Here is a 19,346-nt window from a genome sequence, read left to right on the forward strand (position 1 = left end):
GCTCGCGGGCAATGACGGGCCAGTCAGGCTCTGCCACCTTGCGGCGACCCGGCTTCACGCCGGGCACCCCGTACAGCAGTTGCTCCAGCTCGGCGTCGCTTATCGCTTCCGGGACTGGCCATACCAGACCCGCGCGCCCAAACCGCTTCAGTGTGTCACGTACCGTCGTCGGCCCGATGCCGACGCGCTCGCCAACCACGCGCGTCGAGAGCCCAGCCTCAAGGCTCAACCTCACAATCTCGCGCACCTGGCGCATGATAACCCTCCTCGTCGGCATCCAATCCTCCCAGCTGCTTCCAGCCGGAGAAATGGCCCAACGATCGGGCCTCACACCATCCGAAACTGCGCGCGATCAAATCGGAATGCTGCGCGGACAATGCTTGGAATGCTGCGCGCGATCATTTCGGAACCCTGCGCGCCATCAACTCGGTACGCTGCGCACCATCATCTCGGAATCGGCACCTCACCACCTGCGCGATCCCACGGGCGTCATTCCGATCGGTCTTCACCGGCATGGCCGAAAGTGCCGCCTTAACCTGGCGAGCCTCCAAACTGACGGCCGGCAGCCCCAGTTCGATTAGATTTGCGGTCAGCCATTCTGACGTCGGTCCTGCCTCACGGCCCACCCGTTCAACTTGACCAGCCCATGGTTCGAGGTGCTGCACAATCGATGGCGCGTCCGCCAAGGTGGTTCCCTCCCGGATAAGCTTTCCGGTCTCGTCCACCGCACATACCGCAACGGAATTCAGCGAAACATTGAGGCCGACGTAGATCATGACTTTTCTCCTTCGGATGGAGTTGGTCCATGATCGTCAGCCAAAACGTGCCGCGCGGCAAATAGGTCAGGCGATCGGGACCGAATACCCCATCTCTTCCGTAAATCGGCTGCGCTTCATGCTCTGGTCCTCATATGGGCCAGAGCGAACTTCAATCTGGATTATGTCCAGGGGCACGGTCAGTTGCCATATTCGGAGATGAGCGTCTTCGTCGCGGCGGGCGCGAGGTCCAGCGGCTCGTCTTACCCAACTTCGACGAAGGGGCCTCGGATGCGCGCTTCTCCGACGCCGCTCTGGGCTCTTCTCCGCCCAGCGGCGACGCACGGCCGGTCACGTCACGCAATTTTGTACCCGGCATACATCGAGCATCGCGAACCCGATCGGCGAAAGATTGGGATATCTTGTCCTCCTCCGTCGGGAGTTCAGGCGACTGAATCAGGTTGCTGCGCGCCGCCGAACACTTCATGCGATTGCGGGCGGTCGATCGACACTACCTGTGAGGATAATCTATATTTCTGTATCGTAGAAACGAGGCGGTGCGATACCGTTTGCCCGGCACGCAGCAATGACGGTATTGGCCATTAGCATCGCGATGGTCATCGGTCCGACGCCGCCTGGAACAGGCGTGATAACATCGGCAATCTCTGCGCATTCTTTGAAAGCGACATCACCAACTAGACGCGTCTTGCCTTCGCCGTTTTCCGGTGCATCAATCCGGTTGATGCCGACATCGATCACCGTTGCTCCTGGCTTTATCCAATCCGTCTTCACCATCTCGGGACGACCAACGGCAGCGACAAGAATGTCGGCATTGCGGCAGACCTGAGGAAGGTTCTTCGTGCGCGAATGCGCCATCGTCACCGTCGCATCCGCACTGAGCAGAAGCTGCGCCATCGGCTTGCCGAACAGGTTCGAACGGCCAATGACAACGGCATTCAAGCCGGACAGGTCGTTCCCATGCGAACGGCGCACAAAGACCATTGCGCCTGCCGGCGTGCAGGACACAAGCCCGGTTTCCAGATCGCCCGTGGCGAGCTTGCCGGCATTGACTACATGCAAGCCGTCCACATCTTTTTCGGGTAGGATCGATTGGATGATAAGGTCCGACTGCAAGGGCTTCGGCAGCGGCAGCTGCACCAGAATGCCATGGATCGAAGGATCGTCATTCAGCGACTGCACGACAGAGGCCAATTCTTCCTGCGTCGTCTCGGCTGGCAGCGTGCGTTGTATCGAAGCAAAACCACATTCCCTTGCCATGCGACTCTTGGCGCCGACATAAGTGTGGCTTGCCGGGTCGTCGCCGACGATCACTACTGCCAAGCCGGGCTTCACCCCGCTTGTCCTCTCAAGCTGGTCTGCCGCTCGCTTCACCCTCCTAATAACGGTTGATGCTACGTGCTTGCCGTCAATGACGCGAGCCGCGCTCATCACCCGACGAGCTCCGAGGCGAAGCTGCCCGGGCTTGCCGGGAAGACGACAGTCCGGTTGCCGTTGATAAAGGTCCGGTGATGGATGTGCGCGTGGATGGCGCGCGCTAGGACCAGGCTCTCGACGTCGCGGCCCAGCGATACATAGTCATCGGAGCTCTGGGCATGCGTAATGCGAACCGTGTCCTGCTCGATGATCGGGCCTTCGTCGAGATCCGAGGTGACATAGTGCGCGGTCGCACCGATCAGCTTCACCCCCCGATCATGAGCCTGCCGGTAGGGATTGGCGCCCTTGAAACTCGGCAGGAAGGAGTGGTGGATGTTAATGATCTGCCCCGACAGCCTCCTGCACAGCTGGTCCGACAGGATCTGCATATAGCGAGCAAGCACCATCAGATCGGCACCGGTTTGCTCCACGATCTCCATGAGCCGGGCCTCGGCCTCCGGCTTGTTGTCCTTTGTAACCTTGATGTGATGGAAGGGGATGTCGTGATTGACCACTAGCTTCTGGTAGTCGAAGTGATTCGACACGACACCCACGATATCGATCGGCAGCGTGCCAGTCTTCCAGCGGAAAAGGATGTCGTTGAGGCAGTGTCCGAAGCGCGAAACCATGACCAGGACCTTCATGCGCTGCGTTCCATCATGAATCCTGGCGTCCATGCCGAATTCCGCCGCGATCGGCTCTAACCCTTGGACCAGGGCGGCCCGGTCGACGCCGTCTTCGGAGTTGAAGCTCATCCGCATAAAGAACCTGCCGGTGTCGAGGTCGTCGAATTGCGACGAGTCCACAATGTTGCAGCCCTTTCCGGCGAGGTAACCGGAGATGGCCGCGACGATACCGCGGCGGCTGTTGCAGGATACGGTTAGTGTGAATTTGTTCATCTGCATGGCTTGATCACTGCAGTTCCGCGCGGCATCATCAAAGCATCTTTTCCAATTCGGGCAATATCTCGAAGAGATCGCCGACCAGACCGTAATCAGCGACTTGGAAGATCGGCGCTTCCTCATCCTTGTTGATCGCGACGATGACCTTCGAGTCCTTCATGCCGGCCAAGTGCTGGATGGCTCCTGAGATGCCACATGCAATGTAGAGCTGGGGCGCGACAATCTTGCCCGTCTGGCCCACCTGCCAGTCGTTCGGCGCATACCCTGCATCGACGGCGGCACGAGACGCGCCGACCGCCGCCCCGAGCTTGTCAGCGACAGGAAGGATCATTTCCCTAAACTTCTCGGGCGAACCGAGCGCACGCCCCCCCGAGATGACGATCCTGGCGGAGGTCAGCTCTGGGCGTTCGGTGGTGGACAGCGCATCCGCAACGAAGGTAGAGAGTCCCGGATTGGAGGTTGCCGCGATCGTCTCGACGGGCGCCGAACCATTCCTCTGGGCGGCGGTGAATGACGTCGTGCGCACAGTGATAACTTTCTTGGGTTGGGCCGCGAGCACTGTCTGGATGGCATTGCCGGCATAGATCGGCCGCTTGAAGGTGTCGTGGGCGACCACTTCGATGATTTCGGAGATCTGTGCCACATCGAGAAGGGCAGCCACGCGCGGCATGACACTTTTGCCGACGCTGGTCGCAGCCGAAATGATGGTGTCGTAGCGGTCGGCCAGCGACACGACGAGGGCTGCTAGCGGCTCTGCAAGGTGGTGCGCCAGATCAGCGCCGTCGGCGAGAAGAACCTTCGCGACGCCGGAAAGCATGGACGCTTGGGAGGCAACGGCCTGCGCACCCATGCCAGCAACCAGCACATGGACGTCGGAGCCGATCTTCAGTCCTGCGTTCAGTGCCTTGGCGGTCTGTTCGGACAGGGTGCGGTTGTCGTGATCGGCAAGAAGAAGAATAGCCACGGTGTATCCTATGGGTCAGAGAACGCCGGCTTCGGCCCTCAGTTTGGAGACAAGCTCGGCGACCGAACCTACCTTGACGCCCGCCTTGCGACCGGCGGGTTCCTCCGTCTTGAGCACGTTGAGCGTTGGAGCCGGGTCGACGCCGTAGTCGGCTGGGGTTTTCTTGTCGAACGGCCGCTTGCGGGCCATCATCATATTGGGCAGCGAGACATATCGAGGCTCGTTCAAGCGCAAGTCCGTCGTCACTACCGCCGGCAGCTTCACCGCGATCGTCTGCAGGCCGCCATCCACTTCGCGCGTCACGATCGCCTTGCCGTCTCCCACTTCGATCTTCGACGCAAAAGTCGCTTGCGAGCAGCTGAGTAGAGCGGCGAGCATCTGTCCGGTCTGGTTGCAGTCGTCGTCGATCGCCTGCCTGCCGACGATGATCAGTCCGGGCCTTTCGGCGTCGGCGATGCCCTTCAGGATCTTGGCAACGGCCAGCGGCTCGACCGCATCCGCCGTCTCGACGAGGATCGCCCGGTCCGCACCCATGGCCAGCGCTGTTCTCAACGTTTCCTCGGCTTTGGCCGGACCAATTGACACCACGACGACTTCCTCGGCCTTGCCGGCATCCTTCAGTCGCAGCGCTTCCTCTACTGAAATCTCGTCGAATGGATTCATCGACATCTTCACGTTCGCAGTGTCGACTCCCGATCCATCCGGCTTGATGCGGATCTTCACGTTGAAGTCGACAACCCGTTTGACCGGAACGAGAACCTTCATATCCGAACTCCTCGAATTCAATCTGGCTCGAGCGCACGGCCCGCATTCGAGCCGTGGGCTTGCGCCTCTATCCTTTGATGCGGCCGTTGTCCGGATCGTAGAAGGGCCGCGGCGACGCGATTGCAGCGTGCCTCACACCCGCCAGATCGATCTCGAACTGTCCATTGCCCAGCCAGCCGGCCCAGTCATCCGGCGAATACGGGACATAGCCCATGGCGATAGAGCTCCCGACCGTGTAGCCGAAGGCGGCCGACGTAGTTCTTCCGACGTAGACACCGCCCCTGTAGATCGGCTCGTCATGCAACAGGATGGGGTCGGAGTCCACCAAGCGGAAGAAAGCCAGCCGCTGCTGGACCCCCTCGGCCTTCTGCTTTTCGAGCGCCTTGCGACCGGTGAAATCCGCTTGCTTGCGGAACGCCACAGCGAATCCGAGGCCCGCCTCCAACGGTGTATCAGCCGGCGTGATGTCATGTCCGAAAGAGCGGTAGCCCTTTTCGATCCGCAGCGACTCCAGCGCGTGACCGCCGGCCAGTCGCAGCCCGAGATCCTCGCCCTCCTTGATCAGAAGGTCGAATACCGGCCCGACGAATTCGGTCGGCAAATAGATCTCCCAACCCAACTCCCCGACATAAGTCACGCGCTGTGCAGTTGCAATCGCGTAGCCGATCTCAATCTCCTTCGACGAGCGGAACGGAAATGCGTCGTTCGAAAAGTCTGCCGGCGATACGCGACGCATCAACTCGCGCGACTTCGGACCCATGACCGACAGCACAGCGAAGCCGGAGGTGACATCGGTCACGACGACGCGCGAGTCCGGCCGCAGATTGCGCCGGATCCAGTTGATGTCCCGGCTCTGTGCGCCGCTGGAGGTGACCATCATGTAGCGATTCTCGGAAATGCGCGTGAACGTGAGGTCGGCGACGATCCCACCCCGCGTGTTGAGCATCTGCGTGTACACCAGATTTCCCGGTTCCACGGACATGTCGTTGGCGCAGATCCGCTGCAATTCCACCTCGGCGTCTGGCCCCTCGATGAAGGTTTTTCCAAAATGAGACATGTCGAACAGGGCGACGTCGTCACGCGCCGCACGATGCTCGCCCCCGACGCATCCGAACCAGTTCTGGCGCGCGTATGAATATTCATATTCGGGCTTGACACCGTCGCGGGCATACCAGTTGGCTCGCTCCCAGCCCGCGCCGCTGCCGAAGACGGCCCCGAACTTCTGGAGGCGTGAATGGAGGGGAGTTTCCCGAACGGGACGCGCGGATTCGAATTGCCGATTAGGCCAGGGCATCTGTTGAAGCCGGCCAACAGTCTCCGAGATTCGATCGTGAAGATACCGCTCGTTAATTTCGAAGCCGCTGAATCGTGAGATGTCGAAACTAGAGAGGTCCACCGTCGGCTCGCCCTGGACGATCCACTCAGCCATAGCCCGACCCATGCCCGCCGACATGACGATCCCCTGCGAATTGAACCCCGTGGCGACGTAGAGTTTGGCCACGTTGGGAGCTTCGCCGAGGATGAAGCCATTGTCGGGCGTGAAGCTCTCGGGCCCGTTGAGGAAGTGACGAATGCCCAGGCTCCCAAGGAGCGGGATCAGCTCCACGGCGTTCAACAACGACTTCTCGAAATGATCCCAGTCCGGGCCGAGTTCACCAAAGAAGAAATTGGTCGGCAGCTTAGACATCGGCAAGGGCTTGGCCACCGGCTCGAAGGTGCCGACCAAGAGCTTGCCAGCGTCTTCCTTGACGTACACGAAGCCGTCGCCATCGCGCAGCACGGGAAGGTTCGGCGTGATGGCTTTGTGCCCCTCCGTCACGACGTACATATGTTCCGCGGCATACAGCGGCACCTTGAGGTCAACGGACTTGGCGAGTTCGCGGGACCACGCACCCGCGCAGAGGACCGCCTTTTCGCACGAGATCTTGCCGTTGTCCGTGATAATACCGCGGATCACACCGTTTTCTACGTTGAAGCCTGTCACGGTCACGCCTTCAATGATCTTCGCACCGCCCTGCCGCGCACCCTTCGCAAGGGCCTGCGTGGTGTCTACCGGATTCGTCGAGCCGTCGCCGGGGATATACGCACCACCAACCAACCGCTTGGTGTCAATCAAGGGGTGGCGCCGCCCGATTTCTTCGGGAGACACCATGTGGGCTTCAACGTTGTAGCAGCTGCCCAGTGTGACTAGGCGGGCAATCGCGGTCAACCTCTCGGGTGTGCGCGCCAATGCCAAGCTACCCGTTCGACGGAACCCTGTCTCCTGGCCGGTCTCCTCTTTCAATTCGTTGAACAGCTGCACGGCGTATCGGCACAGCTCGGTCCCTGTGTGCGACGAGCGCAGCTGCCCCACAAGTCCCGCAGCGTGCCAGGTCGTGCCACAGGTCAACTGGCCGCGCTCGAGAATTACAACGTCCCGCCACCCGAGCTTGGTCAGGTGATAGGCGACGCTTGTCCCGATGATGCCGCCGCCGACAACGACGACCTGCGCATGTGAAGGTAGTGTCACGCTAAATTCCTTAGATTTTTTGGAGGTCGTATCAGAGTTATCGGCAAGCTGCGTCAGATTTCGAATAGCTTGCGCGGCTTTGTGAGCACTTCGCCGGCGCATCCATCTTGCGCAGGATGAATATTGGCTCGTCCTTTTTCATCGATACGACCAACGCTTGGGGAATGACCGTTGGGATGCCGGTACATAGATAGGTCACGTTGGCCGTGTCGTGCACGACCAGCGATCGATCGCGCGCTTCGCCATCTCCGCTTTCACCACGGCGAGCCGGCGCATGATTCAGATCTCGGGAAAGGCTGCGCCATTTTCTAACGGTCATCGTCGTCTACTCCGAGACTTGTTGAGACAAAGGTTCAATACGAAAGCCGGCCGAACGTCGGGCACGACGAGCCCTTCCGTTGGTGGCATGATTCCACATCACACAGCATATTTCACGTCGCAATCACGAAGCCCTAAGCCGGAAACACGCACGCACAGCGCATTTCCTGCAGGAATTACGCAAGTGGCACGCCCGACAATGTCCGTCGCAACGATTCGACTAGGCTTGAATGGGAAGAAGTCGCGATATGCTTCCGGCGACACGACAATTTAATGGAAATATATCTTAGTGCTCGCGCCGTCGGATCCGCGCGAACTTGAAGTGGACCCCGGATTTTGGACCGGCGGCTTAGATTGTGCGGAGGCCGTTCCGTTTAAAACGGAGCGGATCATGAAGTAGACGAGACGGAAAAATCGATGTGGCGCTGAACGCAAAGATCGCCTACGCTCCGCGACAATCAGCCGTTAATAAAGCCCTTGCGCGCAACAGGGTTCGCGGCAATCGTCACCACGCCGCTGTTGTCGCGCACTTCCCATCCAGATTGTCGCGCTATAGGCTTGACCGACCCCGCTTCCAGTCCATCCCATCCACCAGTGCCATCAACTGCCCGGAGGTTAGCTGCACCCGATGATGACCCGATCCGCGGCCAGCAGAATTTCGCCTTTTCAAGATGTTTCAAATAGAGGCACACGCCAGAGTCATCCCACCATACGATCTTGATTCTGTCGGCTCTTTTGCCTCGGAACACATAAAGCGCCCCGTCGAACAGATCTGATCCGGCATCGCGCACAAGTGCAACAAGACCATCGATACCCTTACGGAAGTCGACCGGGTGGCTGGCGAGGAAGACCTTCACACCAGAGGGGATCATGCCGAACGGACCGACCGTCCGGATCACCCGCTGCACGTGCGCCTCATCGACATCCACGCCGGCGCGCACGACGACCTCGCCAATGGCAATCTCGATCACTGCATCTGCCACAGACGCCAACACAATCTCGCAACTCGCCCGCGAGGGATAGCGCCGCTCGGCCCGAGCATCACGGCGCCAGGCGAAGAGCGACGGGTGAATGCCGATCCGGCGAGCGCCCCCGATACGCTCGCGCCAGGCTCCAGCGCCTCTCTCACAACTTGCGCTTTGAACTCGTCCGAATGTCGCGGCGCCCCCTAAACACGCTCGGCGACCGCTTCGATCATATGGAAAGTTCTAGTTTCAGAACCAGGCGCAGACATAGAAACTTACATCGGCTCACAGCTCCGCACCGATAGCTGATCGCTCACCCACTCGGCCCTCTTTGCCGCTTAAGCTTGGAGACCCGGATTGCGCAACCCATCGCGCATGATGACGGCGCGTCCGACATCACGAGAGCTTCGGATTGGTTATGTGTCACGTTGATCGTGGCTCCGAACCGGCGATGTAGTTCGCGGAGCTCAAATTGCATGCTCTCGCGCAAGATACAAAGACCAGCGGGCGAGAGCAACTCGCAACTATTAATACCAGAAAACTGGGCTGGCATCCGCTCTGCAATATTAGGCAACCGAACCAGGTAAAGTATTCTGCGACTCTCCGTCGAATTTCGCCTTCGCTCTTTTGACGCATCCCGAGAGGGGAACGCAAATGTTTTCGGCAAACGGTCCAATGAGAAAAGATTGCGCAGCTCTTGACTACGCCAAGGTCGCGATACAGCGGTCTGAGGCTGGGGACATTGCGCCGATCAGAATCGTGCCGGCCGATGGCCCCGCCAAGCCCGCAATCATCATGAGTACTGTTGTTCTTCCGGAGCTGCTCGGGCCCAGTATCGTCACGAATTCTCCGTCCGGTGGGGATGTCGATGAACACATCGTCGACTGATCGAAAGTTGCCGTACTACTTAGTTAGAGTCCGCAACTGCACGCAGCCGTCCTTTGCTTCAGACGTCTGCGAGCTTCAGTGCTCAGTTGAACCTGGAACGCTCCGTCAGCATACTGTCGTTCTACGACGCCTCTGATGGCGAGTAGCTCAGACTACGAAGTCTAACACGTAGACTGGCGCCTGCGGCCCTCAAGGCGGGTGCAGCCCCTGTCCGGGTCACTCACCTTTTGCCATTTTGGGTCGTTGTCATAGTTGCACGTTTGCTTTACTGCTCAGCCTCGTCTCAAGCAATAGCTCCAATCGCTTGCAGCCCAAGTTCCTACTCACTGTAGGATCCACGCGTTCCACATTGCGTTATTGATGTCCAAGTTGCTCTTTCCAGAACTATCCCTTTCTGCCCACCAACCGCGGTTCATCATGGCAGTCTTGGCCAAGTTCTCGGGATACGTGGGCAGTAGCTTGGCCCGTTCTGGAGGGAGTAGATCGAATGCCCGCTTGTTTAATGGGCCGACAATGAACAGCTTTACGAGTGCCGCTTGGCTCTCTGCCCGAGAGGCGAACTCGATGAACTTCTGCGCATTAGCGGCGTTCTTTGCCCCCTTCAAGACGGCCCACCAAGAGTGATCGAGCATCGCCTGATCCCACACGTAATCAACGGGAGCCCCCTGTTCTTTTGCGAACTGGATGCGACCGCTGCCTCCCTGGCCAATCACCGCCTCTCCGGAAGTGAGTGCTTCTGTTTGCAGGGCTGTATTGGCTGCCCACTTTACGACGTTCGGCTTTATGCGCGAGAGCGCTGCATAGGCCCGCTTGAAATCAAGTGGGTAGAGTTGGCCCGGAGCAACGCCATCGGCCATCAGTGCGGCTTCGATCGGAGGAACAAATGCGTTACCGGCGTACAGAACACGCGGTCCTGGGAACTTCTTAATATCCCATACATCGGCCCAGCTTTTTGGTCCGTTAGCTTGAGTGTATTTCTTGGTGTTGAAAGCAATCACCGTTGCATACACTGTCGTTCCGACGCCAAAGGGGTGAATAGTCTCCTTAGGAAAATCCCCGAAAACCGATTGGTCCATCGCGGTGTAGTCGAGCCGTTCCAGCGCACCCTCGCTCGCCAGCTGCTCGAAATTTCCTGGTAGCACCTCCGTGACATCCCATTCGGGATTTCCGGTGGCGACCATGGCGCGCAGCTTTGGCATATTCGGCCCAACCGCTTCGATGACCTTAATTCCCGTGGCCTTCTCAAATGGCTTTAAGACGGCCTCTCGCAGGGCGTCTTGGAACGTCCCTCCGGTCGACGCGATGACAACCTGCCCCTTGTCTTGGGACGCGGCTGGCGAAGCCGCCCCAAGACATGCGGTAACGGCAGCACTGAGAATGATGAAAGCGCGCTTGTAATGCATATGGTACCTCCTCCTAGTAGCAACGAAGTCGATAGTTGGCGCTGACGCAGCTCGTGGACGCGCTCGTAATCAAGTTAGCTTTGTCGCCTTCGACGATGACGCGGAGCAGAACGCGTCGGGCGGCCGAGGGGACGTACAATTGCAAATGGTCGGGCCGCGACCTTGTCACGGTCTCGAGGTCAGCACGCCCGACAGCGTGAGAGTTGTCGTGCGAGCGACGGGCGGTAAAGTTTACACCTGCAGCGTATGCGCTGACCAAACGAGCAATGGCTCCGCTGAGCGAGACTTCCTTGTGCGCAAAGGCGCGCCTATTATCGGGTTGTTGAGGATCTCGGAGATCACGTGATCCTCCGGCAACGGTCCCGTGTGGGGGTGTACTGATATACTTAGAGGACATGCTGCGGAACTCCTCATTGGTGTGCCGATCAAGGCAGCCGGCAAAAAAGAGTCTAGGAACGCATCGACGCACAAAGTCGGCGAAGATCGGCGTAGAATCGACGAAATTAAACACACGGTGACGAATACACGCGCGATAGCCTCAAGACCAAGGCGACACCGAGAGCTGCGCCAAGTGGCTCATGTGCTGCTGGAGGCCGAAAGAAGCATAATGGCGCGTTGCCCAATATCGGTCCGGTCGAGCGCTCCAGCCGGCTGCTGAGGGTGACGGAAACCCCATGCGACCGCGACCACATCCAAACATCGCGCCCGGCAATGATCTAGAATGTCTCGCGCAAGTTCAAACCGCTGGCCACCGTCACATGGACGACAACATTTCTATATCTACATCGTCCGACACGCGGCGGTCCGGCAAATCCTAAGGTGCGCCCGCTCAAGGCTTCTCCGCCCGGAGCAGGCTATTGATCGCCAGATTAAGCCTAAAATTTTCGTACGAAGGGCTTTTCCTCACCCGGAAAGTGATAGACGCATTCTTTGGGCCATTCGCCAACGCGGCTATTGGCCATCACATACCGAACATCGGTCTGACCTGTGTTACGGTAATCGACGCCCACGCCGTTGGGAATGAACAAAGTGTCGTACTTGCCGATTTGAAAATACCGGAGTTCGTCGGGATTCGAGCCCACGCCGATCTCCATCTGGCCCTCAAGCATAAAAAACACAAGCTCCAAATTGTGCGCAATATGGAAAGGTCTAGCTTGGCCCACAGGCAAGTAATACGGGAAGAATCTAAAATTCACGCCCTGGATGGTCGGGCCAACGCTCGTGCCATGCCAACCAAGCTTAACGACATCAGGTACACTCGGCTCGCGCCAATTCAGGTCCCGCTGAGCCCACGGGACGAGTACCGGTTCGTCCTTGCCTTCAATTAGTGTCTCCAACTTCCTCATCTTCAGTGCCTCCTTGAGTTTGTCAGTACAGCTCGCACGAAACCGTCTGGGGGATTCGGGCTCTTCGCACGAATGAAGCCACGATAAATCTTCGAAGATTTCCTCGCGATTAAACTCGATGGTCGACAACAGTGCCTGCCGCTCGTCGGTAACATCAGAAAATGTTCTCCGGCCGGCGTCGCTAAACCGACCTTCACCTAGCAACCTGGCTGGCGTCGCTAGGCGTGCTTGTAGTGCCTGAACGCGGAAGAGAGATGCATCGATTGCCTCCGTACGCAACGCGACCATTGGCAGAGTTGCAGCAAGCCCCGACATCGTTGAAAGCCGCTATCACCGCCCTCTACGTACTTGCAATGCAACTACTGCGGTTTGGGTCGACATCGACGCCCCGAACGCCGCGCGTGAAGATGCTGAATTCACTGAGGTTCATCAGTGGTCCTTTCGCGGCCCCGCCTCTAGGGATGTCTGACGGAATACACCTTGGCTTTATCGCCTTGGTACTTCAACCGACTTCCCTTAGGTACCCAAACTACATCGCTGAACTTTGCTTCGATCGAACGGCTGTAGTTGTCGTCAGTGAGGATCCGTAACATTCCACCAAGCACAACGATGGCTTCGTCGTATGTCGTCGTCGTTTCGATCGAGCAACCGTCATAGGTGCGAATTGCAACGCCCATCGTCCCACCACGATCCGGTGTAACCAGTTGGCAGCTAGCCGCATGGCCGCCAGCATCTCCATGCACTTGCGAAAAGACCATGTCCTGGCTCTTCAGATGGATTGCTTCAGGTTTCGACGCTCCAGTTACCACCGCTGGGGTACGCATCTTCGCCATAACCGGGTATACGACGTAAAATATACTAGCCTTTTCACCCTGGAACTTCCAAAGGGCTCCCTTGGGTAGCCAAAGTACGTCGCCGAATTTCGCCTCAATCACACGACTGTAGTCCTCACCCGTGAGTAGTCGCAGATTTCCACCAAGCACGACGAAGGTCTCGTCATGCATCGTGGGCGGCGTTTGCTCGATGGAGCAACCGTCATAAGTTGTAATTCCAGCGCCAAGCGTCGTACTGATCGCCGGCCCTGGTCCTCGGGGATCATCTGCGACGGTGATCAGCCGGCAGGCAAAGAAGTCGCCGCCAGCATGGATATAACCTCGTGACCAAGTCATGCTGGGATACGTTATATGCACGACTTCATTCGTCGTCTTTTGCGTCATTACCTTGTCCTCTCGAGTTTCAATCAGGCCCCATGGCACTTTCTTTTCACTGCGGCCAGTGAAGGGCGCGCAGCCAGTTAAGGGGCGCCGGTTGACCGCTCAGGGAATACTCCGTCAGTTGCCCGCCAGTTCATCCATTACTTGCTTTGTCGCTCGATACGCGAGATCAACAATCTCATCGATTTCACTTTCAGACACAACGAGAGGTGGAGCGAAGCCAAGAATGTCGCCATGCGGCATTGCCCGTGCAATAAGCCCCCGATCACGAGCAGCCTTCGAGATCCGGGCGCCAACCTTGAGCTCCGGATCGAATCGCCGTTTCGTCTGACGATCCGCAACGAACTCGACCGCGCCCAACAAGCCGACGCCTCTGATTTCGCCAACGATCTCCAGCTGCGCAAAGCGTTCCTTGAGTCGCTTCTGGAAGTGTGAGCCGACGATCCTAGCGCGGTCGCTTAGGTGCTCCTTCTCGACAATATCGAGGACTGCGTTCGCAGCAGCGGCCGCAATCGGGTGGCCGGAATAGGTATAACCATGCGAAAATGCTCCGACGCGATCGGCCGCTTCCTCCATGACCGCGTAAACTCTCTTGCCGACGATCGCTGCCGAGAGCGGCATGTAACCTGATGTCAGACCTTTGGCGACCGTCACGAGATCTGGCTCGATCCCGTATAGGGTACTGCCGAAGTCTGACCCGGTTCGACCAAATCCGCAAATCACCTCGTCCGCAATTAGAAGGACGTCGTAGCGTCTGAGCACGGCCTGAATTTCACGCCAGTAACCGGCCGGAGGCGGCGTGATCCCTCCAGTGCCCAGTACCGGCTCAGCAATAAAGGCTCCAATGGTTTCCGGCCCCTCGCGCACGATCAACTCTTCAAGTTCGGCGGCGCGTCGGCGAGAAAACGCGTCTTCCGTCTCGCCTGGCTCAGCGCCCCAATAGTGGTGCGGCGTGCCTGTATGCAAAACCCCCTGAAAGGGAAGATCCATATGATCATGGTAGAAGGACATCCCAGTCATAGAACCGGAAATTACTGAGCAGCCATGATAGCCGCGCTCGCGCGAAATAATCTTCTTCTTCTTAGGCTGACTACGAAGATTATTGTAATACCAAACGAGCTTAGCCTGAGTTTCGTTGGCATCCGATCCGGACAAACCGAAGAATACTTTACTCGGCTTGCCGGGCGCCATTCTTACGAGACGATCCGACAGAATGGCCAACTCGTCGGTCGTGTGCGCCGCGTATGTATGATAGTACGCGAGCTTATAGGCCTGCCGCGCGATGGCCTCAGCCACTTCGGTTCGGCCGTATCCAATGTTTACACAGTAGAGGCCAGCAAAGCCGTCAATGTAGCTATGCCCTTGCGCATCTTCAATGCGGATGCCCTTCCCCCCAGCGACGATAGTCGGATCACCAATCTTTCCAGTGGCGAAGTCCTTGAGCTGGGTGAAAGGATGCAGAACACTAGAACGATCGAGCTCGGCGATGATCTTAACATCAGTCATATCAATTCTCCTAGCCCGTCACATCGCCAAAACAGACGTATTTTAGTTCTGTATATTCCGCTAAGCCGTGCCGCGATCCTTCACGGCCGAGCCCAGACTGCTTCCATCCGCCGAACGGAATTGGGGGGCCCGTGAATGAGGCGGTATTCACACCAACCATGCCGCACTCGAGTTGCTCAGAAAGGCGAAGCGCGCGTCGCAAGCTGTCCGTATAAACGTAGCCAGCCAAGCCCATTTCGTTAGCGTTAGCTCGGGCAATGACCTCGTCTTCAGAGTCGAATGGCAGCACAGCAACCACCGGCCCAAATGTCTCCTCACGCGCAATGAGCATGTCTTCAGTCACATCACTCAGCAGCGTTGGAAAAACGAAGGTCGAAGCCAGCTTTTCATCTTGCTTCGTGGAGATAACCCGCGCCCCTTTGGTCACCGCATCGTCGATTTGCATTCTGCACTTGTTAGCCACTGACAGCTTCGTCATTGGTCCAATGTCTGTTGCAGGATCCAGGCCGTGACCGACTTTAAGTTTATTCATTGCCGCAGCGAACGCCTCAACGAAGGCACAGTAGATGCCCCTCTGTACGTAGATGCGGTTAGCCGCCAAGCAGTCCTGACCCGACGTGGCAAACTTCGCGGCGATAGCCCCTGTGACGGTCTTATTAAGATCGACGTCATCAAAGACGAGAAAGGGGGCATGCCCTCCCAGCTCAAGCGACACCTTCTTTACTGTCTGGGCCGCCGCCCCCAGGAGCAAGCGACCAACCTGCGCAGAACCGGTGAACGAAAGAGCGCGTATTCTAGTGTCGCGCAACAGAGGCGCCGAAAGCTCGATGGGATCACCGACGAGCACTTGAAGCACGCCGGGCGGGACACCGGCTTCAGTGGCCAATCTAGCCACGGCAAGGGCCGAGAGCGGCGTCTCCGGAGCGGGCTTCACAATGATTGGACAGCCGGCAGCAAGTGCTGCCCCAGCCTTGCGTGTGATCATGGCGACAGGAAAATTCCACGGGGTGATCGCCGCCGCGACACCGATCGGCTGCATTCGCACCTGGAGTAGACTTCCAGCCTTGTGGCTAGGAATCGTCTCTCCGTATGCCCGCTCGCCTTCTGCAGCGAACCAATCGAGAAATCCAGCAGCGTAGACGATTTCGTAGCGCGCCTCGGCAAGCGGCTTGCCCTGCTCGCTTGTCACCAGGATGGCAAGCTCTTCTGAGTGGTCGAGCAACAATGACGCCCAGGATCTAAGAATGGCGCCCCGCTTTGCCGGCAATAATTGTCGCCATGCAGCAAATGATCGTTCCGCTGCCGCGATCGCGAGAGCCATATCCGCGGCACTGCAACGAGCAACATCCGCAATCTCGTCCCCTGTAGCCGGATCGACCACGACATCTCTTTGCGAGCTCGCAATCCAGCCACCATCAATCAGCGCGGCCCCCTCGACAAAATCGCGACGGCGCAGTCCATTCAGATATCTCGTTGCAAGACCGACCAGATCCGGACTCTTCCGGGCAGTTTGAACAACCATTTGAAAGTCCCTCGCGGTGGCTTGTTGAAATCCACCGGACATCCAGGATACTAATGTCGCAAACAGATTTACGTCGCATTTCGCCGTCGTTCCCAGGGTTTTCTGCACCACAGCACTGTTCTGCGACGGAATTCACCTGGAGTCCGATTATGCAATACGACCGAACAGACGCCCGCATCCTAGAGATCGTACAGAAGAACAACCGTCTGACGTCCGAGGTGATTGGCGAGCTAGCCGGACTTTCTGCGACCGCGTGTCAGCGACGCCTGAAGAGACTTCGTTCGGAAGGCATCATCGAGGCTGATGTCTCGATCGTTGCGGCGAAGGCGGTAGGAAGGCCTATTCAAATGCTGGTGCTAGTGACGCTCGAGCGCGAGCGCTCTGACATAATCGACAAATTCAAAAAAGCGATCAAATCGTCAGCTGAGGTCGTCAATGGATTCTACGTGACCGGAGACGCCGACTTTGTTCTATACATTACTGCGCGCGACATGGAGGAATATGAGCAATTCACTCGCCGCTTCTTCTATGAGAACGCGGACATCAAGGGGTTCAAGACAATGGTCGTGATGGACCGCGTAAAGGCCGGCTTTGCGATTCCGGTAGAGATTCCGGACGGAGATTGACTAGACACGCAGCGTCTGATGCCGCTCATCCCGGCGTTCGCGCGTTTTTTCATCACTTGCTCGCATGGAACGGTGTACGTAGGAGGCTGTGTAGTCTGCGCCTCAATCGAAAGCGTCCCGAGCCGGCACTTCGACAAGTTTCAGCACCTCCAAAACCCTCCAGTGTGTTTCGCTCGCGTAGTCTACTTCATCGACACTCGCAGCCATTTGGCCGGTCCTGATTGCCGCTCCCTGCAAGATGAGTGGCATCCTGCTCTCCGATTGAACCGATCACGTTCATATCGATCTTCGAGATGGAGCAACGACCACGGTCGCGCTTTCAAGAACCACGTCCCCCAATTCACGATCGGCGTGGCGCACTGTCGACCTGTGCGGCTCCATGCGGCGCATCCGGCGCGATGCGACCGAGCGCGGTACGCCAAAGGGCCGTAAACCGATTGAGTGGAAGCTCATTACAGACCTAGCCGTCCGCAGTCGCTCCGAAGCAATCGAGAGATTAACTGGTACGCCATGCGGTGGAAAATCGAGGTGTTCCACAAGATCCTGAAATCGGGCTGCAAGGCAGAAGACTCAAAACTCCGGACCGCGGAGCGACTTGCCAATCTAATGGCGGTCTTCTGCATTCTCAGTTGGCGCGTCCTCTGGCTCACCATGCTCAATCGCATCGCCCCAGACGCGTCACCGAAGCTCGCATTGACGGACACCGAGATCGCATTGCTCGATCGACTCATCAGCGGCGCGAGCCATCGACGATGTCGCCCTGGAACCCTTGCATTCTATCTTACCAAACTTGCACGATTGGGTGGCTACCTGGCTAGGGCGGGCGATCCGCCGCCTGGAAATGTTGTCATCTGGCGCGGCCTCTCGAGACTCACAGATATCGAACTCAGCGCCGAGATCGCAGCTGCTGGAAATGTGGGTAATTGAAAGCCGGTGGCGGCCACCTTGTTCGGTCCGACGAGCCTGCCTGAGGGTTGACTTTAATTCTAGCCTTAAGGTCATGTGGCGAGTGCAGGTGAAGGTATTGGGCGTCGAACGTCGGCGTCGCTGGAGTTACGACGAGAAGGTTCGCCTCGACCGTGCAGGCCTGAGACTGTTTGTGGGGTGGCGCGACGATATGGCGTGGCACCGAGCCTGTTTTTCATATGGCGTCGGCAGGCGCGCGTGTGGTGATGCCGTGCCAGCTCTTGTTCCTGTCGAGATCACACCTGCGCCGGCACCGGTATCGATCAGCACGCTGCAACCGGCGTCTTCAGCCCCGCGCAGCGCGCAAGGGCCGGAATCATCGAGATCGAGCTTGGCGGTGGCTGTCGTGTTCGCGTTGACCGGGACGTCGACGGCGAGGCGCTGCAGCGATGATCCCTATTCCGAGCGGCGTCAGGGTTTGGATCGCCACTGGCCACACCGACATGCGTCGCGGCATGCAAAGCTTGGCTCTTACGGTTCAGGAGAGCTTGAAGCTCGATTCCCATGCCGGCGATCTCTACATCTTCCGGGGCCGCCGCCGTGACCTGGTTAAGATTCATTGGCACGATGGGCTGGGCATGTCGCTCACGCTAAGCGCCTTGACCATGGGAAGTTCATCTGGCCCGCGGCGTCGGCCGGCGCGGTATCGATCGCAGCGGCGCAGATGGCCTATATGCGCGAGGTCATCGACTGACTGAATCCGCAACTGAGTTGTCGACCGCAAAGCGCGGGCTGAGCGAAGAAATCTGCGGCTTCCGCCATTTTGGGGAGTCACCTCGCGTCATTCTGTGATTCACTGCGTCACATGGATGCCGACCGCGACGCTGTTCCGCATGACGTTGCCGCCCTGAAGAATGCGCTTGCAGTCGAGCGCCCAAGAGTTTGGAGATCGCGGCCGAACTCGCGGTCGCCCGCGCGAAAGCGTCGGAAGACCAGGCGCTGATTGCACAGCAGAAGCTGCAGATCGCCAAGCTGAAGCATCAGATCTACGGCCAACGATCAGAGCGTTCGGCGCGGCTGATCGAGCAGGTGGCATTGGCACTCGAAGAGCTGGAAGCCAACGCCACCGAGGACGAGCTTGCAGCGGAATGGGCCGTGGTCAAGACGACGACGGTGCGGGGATTTACGCGAGCCCGGCGAGGACGTGACGCTGACGCTGGAAGTGGTGCCGCGCCAGCAGTATGGAGCTACGCAGCCGTCGCCGGGCAGGCATAATCATTTCGCGGTCGAAACGGAGGACATAGTAATCGTCCGCAATCTGGC

The 19,346-nt window shown here is 58.3% G+C and carries 17 protein-coding genes and 2 pseudogenes; 4 read left to right on the plus strand and 15 right to left on the minus strand.

Translation table 11 applies throughout. The features are described from left to right. The 15 genes and pseudogenes from BLV07_RS41585 to BLV07_RS41650 all read right to left on the minus strand — a co-directional run. The coding region (locus tag BLV07_RS41585) for a helix-turn-helix domain-containing protein (RefSeq protein WP_143035680.1) at positions 1 to 256 on the minus strand (256 nt) is incomplete at its 3' end. A 205-nt stretch (positions 257 to 461) separates the two neighbouring features. After that, positions 462 to 776: pseudogene (locus tag BLV07_RS41590) on the minus strand (IS110 family transposase); the annotation flags it as partial. A 507-nt stretch (positions 777 to 1,283) separates the two neighbouring features. Beyond that, positions 1,284 to 2,204, minus strand: a complete 921-nt coding sequence (gene folD / locus BLV07_RS41595) for a bifunctional methylenetetrahydrofolate dehydrogenase/methenyltetrahydrofolate cyclohydrolase FolD (protein ID WP_091898119.1) — start codon at positions 2,202 to 2,204, stop codon at positions 1,284 to 1,286. Continuing rightward, positions 2,204 to 3,088 carry a formyltetrahydrofolate deformylase gene (purU, locus tag BLV07_RS41600; protein WP_176946112.1) on the minus strand — a complete coding sequence of 295 codons (885 nt, stop codon included), beginning with the start codon at positions 3,086 to 3,088 and terminating at the stop codon, positions 2,204 to 2,206. The genes folD and purU overlap by 1 nt, the downstream gene beginning before the upstream one ends. A 37-nt stretch (positions 3,089 to 3,125) precedes the next feature. Further along, positions 3,126 to 4,055 (minus strand): electron transfer flavoprotein subunit alpha/FixB family protein, encoded by a 930-nt coding sequence (locus tag BLV07_RS41605; protein ID WP_091898123.1) that lies wholly within the window; start codon positions 4,053 to 4,055, stop codon positions 3,126 to 3,128. Between the two features lie 15 nt (positions 4,056 to 4,070). Then, positions 4,071 to 4,820 (minus strand): electron transfer flavoprotein subunit beta/FixA family protein, encoded by a 750-nt coding sequence (locus tag BLV07_RS41610; protein ID WP_091898124.1) that lies wholly within the window; start codon positions 4,818 to 4,820, stop codon positions 4,071 to 4,073. Between the two features lie 67 nt (positions 4,821 to 4,887). Beyond that, the gene (locus tag BLV07_RS41615; protein WP_091898126.1) at positions 4,888 to 7,329 is read right to left on the minus strand and encodes a GcvT family protein; all 2,442 of its coding nucleotides are present in this window, start codon (positions 7,327 to 7,329) and stop codon (positions 4,888 to 4,890) included. Between the two features lie 37 nt (positions 7,330 to 7,366). Beyond that, the gene (locus tag BLV07_RS47050) at positions 7,367 to 7,648 is read right to left on the minus strand and encodes a hypothetical protein (protein WP_143035681.1); all 282 of its coding nucleotides are present in this window, start codon (positions 7,646 to 7,648) and stop codon (positions 7,367 to 7,369) included. 457 nt (positions 7,649 to 8,105) lie between these two features. Continuing rightward, on the minus strand, positions 8,106 to 8,618 hold the full coding sequence (gene tnpB, locus BLV07_RS41620) for an IS66 family insertion sequence element accessory protein TnpB (RefSeq protein ID WP_143035682.1): 513 nt from the start codon (positions 8,616 to 8,618) through the stop codon (positions 8,106 to 8,108). A 695-nt stretch (positions 8,619 to 9,313) separates the two neighbouring features. Further along, positions 9,314 to 9,490 (minus strand): ATP-binding cassette domain-containing protein, encoded by a 177-nt coding sequence (locus tag BLV07_RS50525; RefSeq protein WP_091898130.1) that lies wholly within the window; start codon positions 9,488 to 9,490, stop codon positions 9,314 to 9,316. Positions 9,491 to 9,823: 333 nt separating this feature from the next. Next, positions 9,824 to 10,903 carry an ABC transporter substrate-binding protein gene (locus tag BLV07_RS41630; protein WP_091898132.1) on the minus strand — a complete coding sequence of 360 codons (1,080 nt, stop codon included), beginning with the start codon at positions 10,901 to 10,903 and terminating at the stop codon, positions 9,824 to 9,826. A gap of 875 nt (positions 10,904 to 11,778) precedes the next feature. Beyond that, positions 11,779 to 12,564, minus strand: a complete 786-nt coding sequence (locus BLV07_RS41635; RefSeq protein WP_143035683.1) for a cupin domain-containing protein — start codon at positions 12,562 to 12,564, stop codon at positions 11,779 to 11,781. 140 nt (positions 12,565 to 12,704) lie between these two features. Further along, the gene (locus BLV07_RS41640; protein WP_091898136.1) at positions 12,705 to 13,466 is read right to left on the minus strand and encodes a EutQ-related cupin domain-containing protein; all 762 of its coding nucleotides are present in this window, start codon (positions 13,464 to 13,466) and stop codon (positions 12,705 to 12,707) included. 114 nt (positions 13,467 to 13,580) lie between these two features. After that, positions 13,581 to 14,969, minus strand: a complete 1,389-nt coding sequence (locus tag BLV07_RS41645; protein WP_091898138.1) for an aminotransferase — start codon at positions 14,967 to 14,969, stop codon at positions 13,581 to 13,583. Positions 14,970 to 14,979: 10 nt separating this feature from the next. Continuing rightward, positions 14,980 to 16,458, minus strand: coding sequence for an NAD-dependent succinate-semialdehyde dehydrogenase (locus BLV07_RS41650; RefSeq protein ID WP_091898179.1), 1,479 nt, complete (start codon positions 16,456 to 16,458; stop codon positions 14,980 to 14,982). A gap of 182 nt (positions 16,459 to 16,640) precedes the next feature. On the opposite strand from BLV07_RS41650, the gene BLV07_RS41655 reads away from it, so the two are divergent. The 4 genes and pseudogenes from BLV07_RS41655 to BLV07_RS41670 form a co-directional block, all read left to right on the plus strand. After that, the gene (locus tag BLV07_RS41655; protein ID WP_091898140.1) at positions 16,641 to 17,117 is read left to right on the plus strand and encodes an Lrp/AsnC family transcriptional regulator; all 477 of its coding nucleotides are present in this window, start codon (positions 16,641 to 16,643) and stop codon (positions 17,115 to 17,117) included. A gap of 510 nt (positions 17,118 to 17,627) precedes the next feature. After that, positions 17,628 to 18,044: a hypothetical protein gene (locus tag BLV07_RS41660; protein ID WP_176946111.1), complete on the plus strand. Its 417-nt coding sequence runs from the start codon at positions 17,628 to 17,630 to the stop codon at positions 18,042 to 18,044. Positions 18,045 to 18,472: 428 nt separating this feature from the next. Continuing rightward, positions 18,473 to 18,781 (plus strand): IS66 family insertion sequence element accessory protein TnpB, encoded by a 309-nt coding sequence (gene tnpB / locus BLV07_RS41665; RefSeq protein WP_091898143.1) that lies wholly within the window; start codon positions 18,473 to 18,475, stop codon positions 18,779 to 18,781. A gap of 107 nt (positions 18,782 to 18,888) precedes the next feature. Then, positions 18,889 to 19,229: pseudogene (locus BLV07_RS41670) on the plus strand (transposase domain-containing protein); the annotation flags it as partial. Positions 19,230 to 19,346 lie beyond the last annotated feature (117 nt).

The sequence above is a fragment of the Bradyrhizobium sp. Rc2d genome (assembly GCF_900099855.1).
GTDB lineage: Bacteria > Pseudomonadota > Alphaproteobacteria > Rhizobiales > Xanthobacteraceae > Bradyrhizobium.